Origin of the sequence: uncultured Veillonella sp., assembly GCF_915069625.1 — a bacterium.
Taxonomy (GTDB): domain Bacteria; phylum Bacillota; class Negativicutes; order Veillonellales; family Veillonellaceae; genus Veillonella.
This window is the reverse complement of sequence record NZ_CAJZFD010000038.1, coordinates 1-13,810: the sequence shown is the minus strand read 5'-3', so window position 1 is coordinate 13,810 and position 13,810 is coordinate 1. Positions and strand designations below refer to the sequence as shown.

Below are 13,810 nucleotides of genomic sequence, written 5' to 3'. Positions count from 1 at the left end.
GTTTTATTTGTATAATAATCCTCATATAAATTGACAGATTGCAAATTAAGGTATACTATTTATGTGTAAAAGGTTTAATGTGTTGCACTAATTGATTAGGAGGTTCTCACATGAATCGCGAAACAGCATACGTACTTTGGTTTGATGAATTACAACGTGAAGATGTTAATTTAGTTGGTGGTAAGTCTTCTTCTTTAGGGGAATTGACATCCTCCACTAATGTACCTGTACCTTACGGTTTTGCTACAACTGCTCATGGTTATCGTGAGTTTATGAAAGCAACAGGTTTGGAAGATAAAATCCGCGCTGAACTTGATGCATTAGATGATGTAGAAAATTCTGCATTATTGCGCGAAGTGTGTGCTAAGATTCGCCGCATGATTTGTCAGGAAGAAATGCCACAAGCTTTGGCAGATGCTATCCGTCATGCTTATGAAGAACTTGGTAAAAAAGTAAACGAAGAAAATCCGTTCGTAGCGGTTCGTTCTAGTGCAACAGCAGAAGACTTGCCAGATGCAAGCTTCGCAGGCCAACAAGATACGTATTTAAATGTACGTGGTGCTGACGTTATCATCGAAAAAGTAAAAGAATGTTATGCATCTACTTTCACAGACCGTGCAACATACTACCGTGTAAAACAAGGTTTCGATCATATGACAGTAGCATTGAGTGCTGCTGTTCAAATGATGGTATTCTCTAAAGCGGCTGGCGTAATGTTCACTGTTGATCTTGTAACAGGTAACGATAACAACATCCTTATCGAAGGTTCTTGGGGCCTTGGTGAGTACGTTGTACAAGGTACAGTTACACCAGATAATTTCCATGTAGATAAAGCGAAAATGGAAATTACTGATCGCATGATCAATGACAAACATATTCGTTTAGTTCGTAAAGCTGATGGCGACTGCGTTGAAGAAGTTGTTCCAGCAGATGAAGCTAAAAAGCAAGTTATTACAGATGCTCAAGTATTAGAACTTGCTGAATATGCCAAAGCAATTGAAAAACACTATGGTTGCTACATGGATATGGAATGGGGCGTAGATGAACGAGACGGTAGAATTTGGATTTTACAAGCTCGTCCAGAAACAGTATGGTCCCGTAAAGAAAAACCTGAAACAACTGAAAAAGCTAGCACATTAGATGCAGGTGATCGTGAAATTATCGTTAAAGGTTTGCCAGCATCCCCTGGTAATGCAGCAGGTAAAGCTCATGTTATCATCAATCCTGAGGATATTGATGAATTCAAAGAAGGCGAAATCCTTGTCACTGCTATGACTGCTCCTGACTGGGTACCAGCGATGAAAAAGGCAAAAGCAATTGTTACTGATGCTGGTGGTATGACTTGTCATGCGTCCATCGTTAGCCGCGAGCTTGGTATTCCATGTATCGTAGGTACTAAGAGCCGTAGTCATGAAGCAACAACATCCATTAAAGATGGTCAAATGATTACTGTTGATGCTACAAATGGTATCGTATACGATGGCGTATTAGAAGATATCGTTAAAAAGCCAGAAGCACAAGCTACTGTAGGTATTGCTACTGAATATGTTCCTGTAACAGGTACTAAAATTTACATGAATTTAGGCAATCCTGATTTGGCTGAAAAACATGGTGCGTTGCCATGTGATGGTATTGGTCTCATGCGTGAAGAGTTCATCTGGACTACTTTCATTCACGAACACCCATTACACCTTATCGAAACTGGCCGTAGTGACTTTGCAGTAAATACATTGGCAGAAGGTATGCGTAAAGTGTGTCAAGCCTTAGCTCCTCGCCAAGTAGTAGTTCGTTTGAGCGACTTCAAATCTAGTGAATACCGCGACCTTAACGGTGGCGACAAATATGAACCACATGAATCCAGTGCATTACTTGGCTGGCGTGGTGCAGCTCGTTACTATGATCCAAAATATACACCTGCTTTCAAATTAGAATTAGAAGCAATCAAAAAAGTACGCAATGAATTTGGTTTCAAAAACTTGCAAGTTATGATTCCATTCTGCCGTACTGTAGAGGAAGCTGAACTAGTAACTAATTTAATGGCTCAAGAAGGCCTTGTGCGCGGTAAAGATTTCAAAATCTGGCTCATGGCTGAAATTCCAGCAAATATTATCTTAGCTGATCAATTCAATAAATATGTAGATGGTTACTCCATCGGTTCTAATGATTTGACTATGCTTGTTCTCGGTTGTGACCGTGATAATGAAACAGTTCAACATATCTATGATGAACGCAATCTAGCAGTTCGCAGAGCGATTCGCCATCTCATTGAAGTGGCTCATAAAGATGGTAAAACTGTATCCATCTGTGGCCAAGCGCCAAGTGTATATCCTGAACTTTGCGAATTCCTTGTGAAGAGCGGTATCGACTCCATTTCTGTTAACCCAGATGCTGTTGTGAGCACTAAGAAAATGGTGGCTCAAATCGAACAGCGAATTATGCTCGATGCTATGACTGGTCGTGGTCGTCAAGAAACTGATGACTTAACTTGGTAATCATATAGTAATATTGAAAGAGGAGGCCGGTAGGTCTCCTCTTTTTCTGAATGGTAAGTTAGGATATAATACAAACAGAGATGAAAGGGGGTTACCGTGTGAAACTGTCGAAACGACAAGAACAAATTGCTCAAATCGTTCGTGAAGAAGGGCCTGTAACGGGCAGTGCTATTGCTGAACATTTAGAGGTTACTAGATCTGCATTGCGTTCAGATTTATCGGTGTTAACTATGCTAGGTGTCTTAGATGCGCGTCCGAACGTAGGTTACTACTATGTGGGACTTTCAAAAGAAACACAAACGGCGGAGCGATTAAAATCATTTCTGGTAAGTGATGTATTATCCCAAGCCGTCGTAGTCAATGGGGATACAAGTTTGTATGATACGATTGTTACTATATTTACTGAAGATGTAGGAACCATTTTAGTGTGTGATGATTCCTATTTAGTAGGTGTCGTATCCCGTAAGGACTTGTTGCGTGCCTCTATGGGGCAAACAGATTCGCACACAATGCCTATATCTATGATTATGACCCCTGTGAGCAAGGTTATAACTGTGGAGCCTACCGATACATTAGTAGAGGCTGCACAGAAGATGATAGATTATGAAGTGGATTGTTTACCTGTCGTCGTTCGCGAGGATGTGGAAAACAAGAAACGTTTAAAGGTTGTAGGCCGTGTATCTAAAACGACGGTAGCGAAAGTATTTTTAGAATGTAGCATACATTGAGGTTGATAGAATGGCAGAAAAAATTATTTATGCAATATCGGACTCCCTTGGGGAGACCGCAGAGGCTGTAGCAAGAGCTACGGCGAGTCAATATGATAAGGAACAAATTGAGATTGTGCGCATTCCTTATATCGATAGTGAAAGCCAAATTGATGAAGTTATAGCAGATGCAAAACGTGGTAATCATGTTATTTGTCATACCATCGTATCTGAGACTTTACGTAAATATCTTCATGAAAAAGTGGCGGAATACAATATTCCTGCTGTAGATATTATGGGCCCAGTTCTCGATGCTGTAGGTACTGTTGCATCCACAAAGCCTCGTATGACAGCTGGTATGGTTCATAAGCTTGACCAAGAGTATTTTAAAAAGGTAGAAGCCATTGAATTTGCCGTAAAATATGACGATGGTAAAAATCCATCTGGCTTTGAAAAGGCCGATGTAGTTATTATTGGTGTATCTAGAACAAGTAAGACACCATTGTCTATGTTCTTGGCGTACAAAAAGATTAAAGCTGCCAATTTGCCATTAGTACCTGAGGTACCATTACCAGAGGAATTATTTAAAATTCCAGCAAAGAAAATTGTGGGCCTTATCATTGACCCATTCAAATTAAATAATATTCGTAGTGAACGTTTGCGTGCTATCGGTCTTGAAGACGAAGCAAATTATGCTTCTATTGAGCGTATTCAATCTGAATTAGAATATGCAAAAGCTATTATGCGTCGCTTACATTGCCAAGTGCTAGATGTTTCTAATAAATCTATCGAAGAAACAGCATCTCTAGTTATGCAATTGATCGATAAAAACCGTGCATCGGAGGGTAAATGAATATACGGGAACAAATAGAGGAGAGGGAGGCATTACTCCTCTCTCCTTATGCTGCAAAAAGCCGTGATGCCATCCGTGATGTAGAGGAAGCTCCTGATCCTCTTAGAACTGCATTCCAACGAGATCGGGATCGTATTATTCATAGTAAATGTTTTAGGCGGCTAAAGCATAAGACCCAAGTTTATATTGCGCCAGGTGACCATTATCGTACGCGTATGACCCATACCCTTGAGGTAGGACAAATAGGTCGTACAGTGGCTCGTGCGTTGCGACTAAATGAAGATTTAGTAGAAGCTATCGCTATGGGTCATGATGTGGGTCATACGCCATTTGGTCATGTTGGGGAATATGCGTTGCGTGATATGGTAGGTCATTTTAATCATAATGAACAAAGTTTGCGCATGGTAGAGGTTCTTGAAAAGCATGGTGACCAACAAGGTCTTAATCTAACGACTGCTGTGCGGGATGGTATTTTAGGCCATACGGGCGCTACAATTCCTGTTACCTTAGAAGGACAAATTATTCGTATTGTAGACCGCATTGCCTATTTGTGTCATGATTTTGATGATGCTCAACGGGCAGGAATGTTGACCGCTGAGGAATTGCCCTTTGAAGTGCGCGAGCATTTTGGAATGACTCCATCTAGTATGATTACCGCCATGGTTGAAGATATGGTGCGAGAGTCTTTAGATAAACCTGTTATTTCTATGTCTACAGATATAGAGATGACCATGAATCTATTCCGTCAATTTATGTTTAAAAATGTTTATTTGGCGCCGGCTTTAATTCCAGATCGAAATAAGGCATCTCATGTGGTGAAAAACTTATTTACTCACTTTATGGAGCATCCTGACGATATGGAGGGTTGTGAAAGTACAAGAGAGTTTTATTCTACCCGTGATGTGGTGGATTATGTAGCAGGCTTAACAGATCAATATGCTATTAAGCTATTTAAACAGTATTACATTCCTAATATTACCTTGTAACTTTTAGTAATAGGTACATAGATAACAAAAAAAGCAGTTAGTTCATTTGAACTAACTGCTTTTTTTGGGGCTCTAGAACCCCAAAGAGTACATGTACTTTTTATTTTACGCGCGTGTAATTTTATTAGAACGAAGGCAGCGAGTGCATACGTTTACTTTTTTAGTAGCACCGTCTACAACCGCCCGTACTCTTTGAATGTTCGGTTTCCAAGTTTTTCTTGTGCGAATGTGAGAGTGACTCACGTTCATACCGCTAGATGTGGATTTGCCACATACTTCGCAAAGGTTTGCCATAGTTTCCACCTCCAAGCTTAATCTATAACATAACAAAAGTATATTATCATAAAGCTATGGTTTAAGCAAGTGTTTTTACTACATGCATTGATATTTTATGAAATATACTACAATATTTGGTATACTATAGCTAATATTGTAGTCGAAATCTATGAGATATGGCAAGAGAAATATAAAAATGGATATATTTTCACTATATTCATTAATTATGTTATATGTGAGGCATTATAATGAACGAAGCACTGACCTCTATTAAGGGAATTGGACCAGGTCGAGAAAAACAACTTCATAAATTAGGCATTGATACTGTATCCAATTTATTGGCTTATTTTCCACGCTCCTATGAAGATAGACGTAAAATTTATTCCATCAAAGAATTGGAAACTGGTATGACCGCAGGGGTGGTAGGTACTGTCGTATCCATTATGGAAAAACGTCCACGGCCTCGCTTATCTATTTTAGAAGTTACCATCACAGATGGCACTGGCCCGATGAAGATTGTATTATTCAATCAAGGATATAAAAAGAACTTTTACAAAAAAGGACAACGCCTCTATGCGTACGGTAAAGCCGAATTTCAATATGGTTCTATGCAGATGAATTCTCCGCAAATTGAAAATCTTGGGCCAGATGCTGTGCCAGATACGGGGATTGTCCCGATTTATCCCTTAGTGGATGGCGTTTCCCAATATGTTGTGCGCGGGTCTATTCGAAATTGGTTCGAAGCGCATCATACAATGGATGAAATTTTACCGCCTGAAATCTTGGATCATCATGCAAGTATGAATCGATATGATGCATTTAAGGAGATGCATTTTCCTTTGAGTAGTGAAAGTTATGAAAAAGCACGGTATCAATTAGCTTATGAAGAATTATTTATCATGCAGTCTGGCTTGGCTCTGCTTAGAAATAAAGAGCAATGTCATGTAGGGCCTAAGATGGAGCCCGATGGTACATTGATGGAACAATGTAGGGCGAATTTACCCTTTCAGCTGACGGGTGATCAAGAACGGGCGGTAACAGAAATTTCACAGGACATGCAAGATGAACGGCCCATGCAACGATTATTACAAGGTGATGTGGGCTCTGGCAAAACTGTTGTAGCAACATTGAGCCTTGTGAAAGCCGTAGAAAATGGATATCAAGCTGTTATCATGGCACCTACAGAAATCTTAGCGACTCAACATTTTGAAGGGATAACTGAATTTTGTAATAATTTACCTATTAACATTGCATTGCTTACAGGATCCACACCTAAAAAAGAAAAGGATAGAATCTATGAGGAGTTAGCCAATGGAACCATTCAATTGATTATCGGTACCCATGCGCTCATTCAGGACAAGGTTCAATTTAAGAACTTAGGATTGGTTATTATCGACGAGCAACATCGTTTTGGTGTTAATCAGCGTGCCGCATTACAACATAAGGGCGTATATCCTCATGTTTTAATTATGACGGCCACACCGATTCCAAGAACGATGACCCTATCCGTATATGGTGATTTAGCGGTATCACTTATTAAGGAAATGCCTCCCGGTCGTAAACCTGTTAAAACCTATGTAGTAGATAGTTCATATAAAGAACGATTGCGCGTGTTCTTTGGTAAGGAAATGGCGGCAGGACATCAAGTATATGTAGTTTGCCCTCTTGTAGAGGAATCTGAAAAACTTGATTTGCAGGCCGCAGAAGAACTCTTTTTGGAATTGAAAGACTATTTTTATAAAAGCTTTGAAGTAGGCCTTGTTCATGGTCGTATGAACCCCAAAGAAAAGGATGAGGTGATGCAAGCCTTTCATGATGGCCGTATTCAATTACTTGTGTCTACAACCGTCATCGAGGTTGGCGTCAATGTTCCTAATGCCACAATTATGTGCATAGAAGGGGCCGAGCGCTTTGGATTATCACAACTACACCAATTGCGAGGCCGCGTTGGACGTGGTGATATTCAGGCGTACTGTATTTTGGTTAGTGATTCAAAGGGCGATGTCAGTCAAGAGCGGTTGCGGTTAATGGAGTCTACGCAAGATGGATTTGAATTAGCAGAACAAGATTTATTGCTTCGAGGTTCGGGGCAATTGTTTGGACTGGCGCAATCGGGATTACCTGATTTGCGGGTAGCTAATATCATAAAAGATATAGATATACTAGTGGCAGCACGTAATGATGTACTGTCATATATTCGAGAATTTGGCATCGATCAACTAGAAATTCAAATGAAAGAAGAATTATCAAAAAGATTTGGTGAAAAATTTCTTAGAATATTGTATAATTAAGAGGTAGGGCTAATAATTCTATAAGGTGCGATAATACTAGGTTTTATCTAGGTTTTCCCCTTGTATATAACGGCCTATTCTCGTATAATATAAAAAACAATATTTTTGTATCTATGGAGGTGCCATATGCCATTAATTCATGTTGAACTCGTTGAAGGTCGTACAAAAGAACAAAAAAAACAATTAGGTGAAGCAATCACTAAGGCTACTGTAGACATCGTAAAGGTTCCTGCAGAAGCAGTTAAAGTTATTTTTGTAGATATGAAAAAAGATGATTTTATGGAAGGCGGCATTTTGCGGTCTGAACGCTAAGCTACGACTGACCGCCTAGTCCAGATGGACTAGGCGGGTCGTAGTTTTGTTTTATTATACGGAAAGGAATTAAATATGAGAGACGATAAATTCGGTATGCGTGGACTAACTTTTGACGATGTTTTATTAGTACCAGCGGCTTCTGATGTGCTACCAAATCAAGTAGAGTTAAAAACTCAATTAACTCGTGACATTACATTGAATATCCCTATGATTAGTTCTGGGATGGATACAGTTACTGAATCCCGTATGGCTATTGCTATGGCTCGTGAAGGTGGCCTTGGTGTTATCCATAAAAATATGTCTATTGAAGAACAAGCCCATGAAGTTGATAAGGTAAAACGCTCTGAACATGGTGTTATCGTCGATCCTATTTTCTTAAGCCCTCAAAATTTACTATCTGATGCAGCAGAAATTATGGAAAAATATAAAATTTCTGGTGTACCTATCACAGAACATGGTAAACTAGTAGGGATCATTACAAATCGCGATATGCGTTTTGAAACTGATTTAACTCGCCAAATCGGAGACTGCATGACAAAGGATTCCCTTGTTACTGCACCAGAAGGTACATCTCTTGAAGAGGCGAAAGCAATTTTAAGTAAACATCGCATTGAAAAATTACCTCTTGTAGATGATGATGGAAACTTAAAAGGATTAATTACTATAAAAGATATTGAAAAAGCGACAAAATATCCAAATTCAGCTAAAGATAGTAGTGGCCGCCTATTAGTTGGTGCTGCTGTTGGTGTGTCTAAAGATTTATATGATCGTCTTGATGCACTTGTATCTGCAAAGGCTGATGTAATTATTGTAGATACAGCACATGGGCATTCTGCAGGTGTACTACGTACATTGAAAGAAATTAAACAAGCCTATCCACATATTCCTGTTATTGCAGGTAATGTTGCTACTGCAGCTGGTACAGAGGCTCTTATTGAAGCTGGTGCCGATGCTGTTAAGGTTGGTATTGGACCTGGTTCTATTTGTACAACTCGCGTTATTGCAGGTATTGGGGTACCTCAAATTACTGCTGTTTACGAGTCTGCTCAAGTAGGTCGTCGTTATGGCATTCCTATCATCGCTGATGGGGGCATTAAATATTCTGGCGATATTGCTAAGGCTATTGCTGCTGGTGCTAATGTAGTCATGATGGGGAATATTTTAGCTGGTACTGATGAAAGTCCAGGAGAAACAGTGATTTACCAAGGTCGTTCCTATAAAGTATACCGTGGCATGGGTAGTCTAGGTGCTATGAAACTTGGTAGTAAAGATCGTTATTTCCAAACAGAAGCTAAGAAATTAGTTCCTGAAGGTATTGAAGGTCGCGTGCCTTATAAAGGTATGTTGGCTGATACAATTTTCCAAATGGTTGGTGGTTTGCGTGCAAGTATGGGGTATTGCGGATGTCATAACATCCAAGAAATGATTGAAAATACTCAATTCATTCAAATTACAGCGGCTGGTTTAAAAGAAAGTCATCCGCATGATGTAAGCATTACCGTTGAAGCACCAAATTATAGTGGTTGATAATGGAGTATTACATTGAATAAACGTATTTCTGTTTTATCTGTGCCTATCGATTGTGTAACAATGGATGAGGCAGTCCAACGTATTTTGCAATTAACTGAAGAGCCGGGGCTACATCTAGTAGCCACGGCTAATGCAGAAATGGTTATGTTGGCTAATGAAAATCCTACATTGCATACCATATTGAATAATGCTAGTCTTGTCGTTCCCGACGGGGCTGGCATTTTGTGGGCTGCAGAGCGTCAAGGCGAACATGTGCCTGAACGTGTAACGGGGGTAGACGTAACAAAACGATTATTTAAAGTTGCGGCTGACCAGCAAATTCCTGTATACTGCTTAGGGGCAGCACCTGGTGTTGCTCAACGAGCAATTGATAATTTATCTGCCCAAGTTGGACCATTAAATATTGCAGGGATTCATGATGGATTCTTCGATAGCGCAGAGGAACAAGAAATCGTTAAAGCTATTGGGGAGTCTAAGGCAAAATTAGTGTTTGTTGCCTTAGGCGTACCAAAGCAAGAACAATGGATTTCAGAAAAATTGAGTCACCTTGATGGCGTTGTTGCCATTGGTATTGGTGGTTCCTTTGACGTTTTGGCAGGTAATATTCCTCGGGCCCCAGAATGGATGCAACGCAATCGTCTTGAATGGTTGTATCGATTATATTTAGAACCTCAACGGATTGGCCGCATGTTGGCTATTCCTAAGTTTATGTGGACCGTTATTAGAAATAAATAGAGGAGTGTTGAATCGTGCCTACAGGACCAATAATTAAGGAAGGGTTTCCACTGATAGGGGCTATGCTCATTATCACTGTGGTGTTAGGATTTTTAGGACATTATGTAATTGCGATTATTTCATTTATTTTGGCATTATTTTTCGTCAATTTTTTTAGAAATCCTAAACGTGTAATCCCTCAAGATCCAGATTTAATTTTATCTCCAGCAGATGGTAAAATTATGAATATTTCTGATGTATACGAAGATATTTACTTACATAAAGAATGTAAAAAAGTAACTATTTTCTTATCTGTTTTCGACGTACATGCCAATCGTGCGCCTATTGACGGTAAAATTACATACCGTCATTACACAATGGGCAGTTTCTTGCCTGCTTTTAAAGATGATGTAGGCTTTGAAAATGAACGTCATACTATTTGTATTGAAAATGATCGCACTTCCGTATTAGTAACACAAATTGCGGGCCTTTTAGCGCGTCGTATCGTATCTTGGACGGATCTTGATAGTGTGCTTGAACGCGGTCAATTGTACGGGATGATTAAATTCGGTTCCTGTACTGAAATCTACATGGATAAGGATGTAGAGTTGTTCGTGGAAAAAGGTCAACATATTACAGGTGGAGACACTGTTATCGGGAGGTTGCGTCATGAATAAATCTATTATTCCAAATTTATTTACTAGTGCTAATTTAGCCTTCGGTGTCCTTGGCATCACATTCTCTGCTACAGGTAATACTTTCTATGCAGCTATTTGCGTACTATTATCCTTAGTTGCTGATGGTTTAGATGGTCGTGTAGCGAGAGCATTAGGTGTAGCAGGTCCTATGGGGCGTGAATTAGACTCTTTATCTGATGTAGTGGGCTTTGGTGTAGCACCGGCTTATATGCTATATATGAAAGAGCTATACGGTTTAGGTTGGATTGCTTATGTTCCTTTACTAGCATTTGCTGTATTAGGCGCATTCCGTCTTGCTCGCTTTAACATCAAAACTGAAGAAGTTCATGGTTACTTTGAAGGTTTGCCAATTCCAGCAGCAGGTTGCTTGGCAGCTACTTACGTATTGTGTGGCGTAGAGGTACCTCAATTTGTACTAGTAGTTTGTATGATAGGTGTAGGCTTCTTAATGGTTAGTGAAGTAAAATATCCAGACTTCAAAGGTAAATCTGCGGTTAATATTAATAAACTTTCCATTGTACTCACTGCTATTTTTGTTATAGCTTGTCTCGTTTATGATTGGCATACATGGGCCGTGATGATTTTTGCTGGCTATGTAGTGTTTGGCCTTACTAATGGGGCGTTAAATATGGTGCGTAAATAAGTGTGTGGAGGATAATAGTATGAATTACCTACTGGATCTGATATTGATCCCTATGCAGGTAATAATCGTAATTTATACGGTTTATTATTTTGTGCTCGCCGTAATTGGTATGTGGCGGTCTCGAGTACATAAAAACTATACCCCTAAAAATTCCTTTGCTATCGTTGTATGTGCTCATAATGAGGAAGCAGTGGTTGGTGAGTTGGTAAAAAACTTACGTAGTTTGGACTACCCTGATGAGTTGTACGATATCTTTGTTGTTGCCGATAACTGTACAGATAAGACTGCTGAGGTAGCAAGTGCTGCTGGTGCCAATGTACATGAACGATTCAATAAAGAAGAAGTAGGCAAAGGCTATGCCATGGGGTGGATGTTTGATCGTGTGGAAAAAATGGATCGGAAATATGATGCCTTTCTTATCTTTGATGCCGATAATTTAGTACATCCTCAATTTATGTTAGAAATGAATGATCATCTTGAAAAAGGTGAGTCTGTAATTCAAGGTTATTTGAACTCTAAAAACCCAACAGACTCTTGGGTTGCGGGTACATTTTCCATCATGTTTTGGATGGTTAATCATATGTGGCATTTAGCAAAATACCGCATTGGCTTGTCCACAGCACTAGGTGGTACTGGTATGTGTATACGTACATCTATCATCCGTGAATATGGCTGGGATTGTAATAGCTTGACTGAGGATATGGAATTCTCTATGAAGCTATTAACACATGGTCTTAAAACTACTTGGGCTCACGATGCCATTGTGTATGATGAAAAAGTTACGACTATGATGGCTTCTTGTAAACAACGTTTACGTTGGGCACAAGGTCAATTTGACTGTGCGGATCGATATATTCCTAAATTATTTGCCGCAGGTATTAAACAAGGAAATATCGTTATCCTAGATGGCATTTTACAAGTTAGTCAGCCTTATTTCTTATTGTTGACAACTATATATTTAGTATTTTCATATATCAATGCATATGTGCCGATTTATACAAATATTTTATATCAAATTATGCCGATGTCTGTATGGCAAATTATTGGTATTGGTCAATATTTGTTCCCACTTATTGTGTTGTTAAAAATTAAAGTTCCACCTAAAATTTGGTTCTACTATTTGTTATATCCAATTTTTGTATACTCTTGGGTTCCTGTAAATATTTTAGGTTGGTTCCGTCGTCATAATAAGGAATGGTCTCATACAGTTCATACGCGAGCTGTTGGTTTGAATGACGTGAAATTAACACGTATGGGAAATATGAATAAGAATAAAAAATAGAATCTGTAGGAGTGAATATGCATATTTTAATGTGTAATGATGATGGTATTTTAGCAGATGGTTTACGCCGTCTTGCATCGTACTTAAGTCAATATTATCGAATTACCGTTGTAGCACCTGCAAATGAGCAAAGTGCTAAATCCCATGCATTGACGACTGAGATCCCTTTAAAATTAGATGCGTACAATGGCGAGGATGAAAATCCTCGCCTTTATGCTCTAACGGGAACTCCTTCTGATTGCATGAAGTTTGGCCTTAGTTATTTATTGAGTGATGATATGCCTGATCTTGTGATTTCAGGTATTAATCATGGCTTTAATCTGGGCTCAGATGTGCTATATTCTGGTACTGTATCTGCTGCTATGGAAAGTTGTTTTTATGGCATTCCAGGGTTAGCATTATCTGTGGAACGATATTCTCCTGAACGAGGGGATGAAATGCATCCCTTTATCCATGAATTGATAGAAAAAATTTATGTGAAAGGGAATTTTGATGGCCTATTAAATGTGAACTTTCCGTTACGTGGAGTATGTGATTGGGATCATTTTAAAATGGTTAGCCAAGGTTTACAAACTTATAGCAACATTATTGATGCTCGCATTAACTCAAGAGGGCAGGATTACTATTGGTTAGCAGGCGAGCTAGATTATGGTGCTGAAAGTGTTCCCACTGATGTGGAATATGCTCGTAAAGGCTATATAACAGGTGTAGCTCTTACGTGGAAGCAACAATGTGATATCGGTATGGAAGCGGTTAAAAATATTTTAGATAAAATATAAAAAATGTGTTGACATTGTTTTGGGATATCTGTATAATAACAAATGTTCCGAGACGCCGGAGTGGCGGAATGGCAGACGCACTTGACTCAAAATCAAGCGGGTAACACCGTGTGGGTTCAAGTCCCACCTCGGGCACCAGCTAAAAGTTTAAGTTAGATGTGAATTTCTCGTCATATCTAACTTGGTACTTGTAATGTTTTCTCGTTAGAGGTAACCTTACAAGGTACTTTTGAAGCGGGATTGA

At 39.3% G+C, this 13,810-nt stretch carries 13 protein-coding genes and 1 tRNA gene; 13 read left to right on the top strand and 1 reads right to left on the bottom strand.

Features of this window, described 5'->3' with window-relative positions; translation table 11 throughout:
* The first annotated feature begins 110 nt into the window (after positions 1 to 110).
* The 4 genes from ppsA to QZ548_RS03350 all read left to right on the top strand — a co-directional run bounded on the left by ppsA (position 111) and on the right by QZ548_RS03350 (position 5,038).
* A complete protein-coding gene (gene ppsA, locus QZ548_RS03365) occupies positions 111 to 2,492 on the top strand; it encodes a phosphoenolpyruvate synthase (RefSeq protein WP_295868273.1) in 2,382 nt (793 codons plus the stop codon).
* Positions 2,493 to 2,590: 98 nt separating this feature from the next.
* Positions 2,591 to 3,220 carry a helix-turn-helix transcriptional regulator gene (locus tag QZ548_RS03360; protein ID WP_174683254.1) on the top strand — a complete coding sequence of 210 codons (630 nt, stop codon included), beginning with the start codon at positions 2,591 to 2,593 and terminating at the stop codon, positions 3,218 to 3,220.
* A 10-nt stretch (positions 3,221 to 3,230) separates the two neighbouring features.
* Positions 3,231 to 4,052, top strand: coding sequence for a pyruvate, water dikinase regulatory protein (locus QZ548_RS03355; RefSeq protein WP_005386331.1), 822 nt, complete (start codon positions 3,231 to 3,233; stop codon positions 4,050 to 4,052).
* Positions 4,049 to 5,038, top strand: coding sequence for a deoxyguanosinetriphosphate triphosphohydrolase (locus QZ548_RS03350; protein WP_295868270.1), 990 nt, complete (start codon positions 4,049 to 4,051; stop codon positions 5,036 to 5,038). The genes QZ548_RS03355 and QZ548_RS03350 overlap by 4 nt, the downstream gene beginning before the upstream one ends.
* A 105-nt stretch (positions 5,039 to 5,143) precedes the next feature.
* Here the strand turns inward: QZ548_RS03350 and rpmB are convergent, their stop codons facing one another.
* Positions 5,144 to 5,332 (bottom strand): 50S ribosomal protein L28, encoded by a 189-nt coding sequence (rpmB, locus tag QZ548_RS03345; protein ID WP_005386334.1) that lies wholly within the window; start codon positions 5,330 to 5,332, stop codon positions 5,144 to 5,146.
* A gap of 230 nt (positions 5,333 to 5,562) precedes the next feature.
* Here rpmB and recG point away from each other — a divergent pair, with 230 nt between their 5' ends.
* The 9 genes from recG to QZ548_RS03300 all read left to right on the top strand — a co-directional run bounded on the left by recG (position 5,563) and on the right by QZ548_RS03300 (position 13,704).
* On the top strand, positions 5,563 to 7,605 hold the full coding sequence (gene recG, locus QZ548_RS03340) for an ATP-dependent DNA helicase RecG (protein WP_295868268.1): 2,043 nt from the start codon (positions 5,563 to 5,565) through the stop codon (positions 7,603 to 7,605).
* A 126-nt stretch (positions 7,606 to 7,731) separates the two neighbouring features.
* The gene (locus tag QZ548_RS03335; protein WP_005379145.1) at positions 7,732 to 7,917 is read left to right on the top strand and encodes a 4-oxalocrotonate tautomerase; all 186 of its coding nucleotides are present in this window, start codon (positions 7,732 to 7,734) and stop codon (positions 7,915 to 7,917) included.
* Between the two features lie 75 nt (positions 7,918 to 7,992).
* Positions 7,993 to 9,447 carry an IMP dehydrogenase gene (guaB, locus tag QZ548_RS03330; RefSeq protein ID WP_295868266.1) on the top strand — a complete coding sequence of 485 codons (1,455 nt, stop codon included), beginning with the start codon at positions 7,993 to 7,995 and terminating at the stop codon, positions 9,445 to 9,447.
* A 15-nt stretch (positions 9,448 to 9,462) separates the two neighbouring features.
* The gene (locus QZ548_RS03325; protein WP_295824925.1) at positions 9,463 to 10,185 is read left to right on the top strand and encodes a WecB/TagA/CpsF family glycosyltransferase; all 723 of its coding nucleotides are present in this window, start codon (positions 9,463 to 9,465) and stop codon (positions 10,183 to 10,185) included.
* A gap of 14 nt (positions 10,186 to 10,199) precedes the next feature.
* Positions 10,200 to 10,841: a phosphatidylserine decarboxylase family protein gene (locus QZ548_RS03320; protein ID WP_295868263.1), complete on the top strand. Its 642-nt coding sequence runs from the start codon at positions 10,200 to 10,202 to the stop codon at positions 10,839 to 10,841.
* Positions 10,834 to 11,505 carry a CDP-diacylglycerol--serine O-phosphatidyltransferase gene (gene pssA / locus QZ548_RS03315; protein ID WP_295824926.1) on the top strand — a complete coding sequence of 224 codons (672 nt, stop codon included), beginning with the start codon at positions 10,834 to 10,836 and terminating at the stop codon, positions 11,503 to 11,505. Before QZ548_RS03320 ends, pssA begins: the two co-directional genes overlap by 8 nt.
* A gap of 19 nt (positions 11,506 to 11,524) precedes the next feature.
* A complete protein-coding gene (locus tag QZ548_RS03310; protein WP_105085711.1) occupies positions 11,525 to 12,787 on the top strand; it encodes a glycosyltransferase family 2 protein in 1,263 nt (420 codons plus the stop codon).
* Positions 12,788 to 12,804: 17 nt separating this feature from the next.
* Positions 12,805 to 13,566: a 5'/3'-nucleotidase SurE gene (gene surE, locus QZ548_RS03305; RefSeq protein ID WP_295824959.1), complete on the top strand. Its 762-nt coding sequence runs from the start codon at positions 12,805 to 12,807 to the stop codon at positions 13,564 to 13,566.
* Between the two features lie 54 nt (positions 13,567 to 13,620).
* Positions 13,621 to 13,704, top strand: a tRNA-Leu gene (locus QZ548_RS03300).
* Positions 13,705 to 13,810 lie beyond the last annotated feature (106 nt).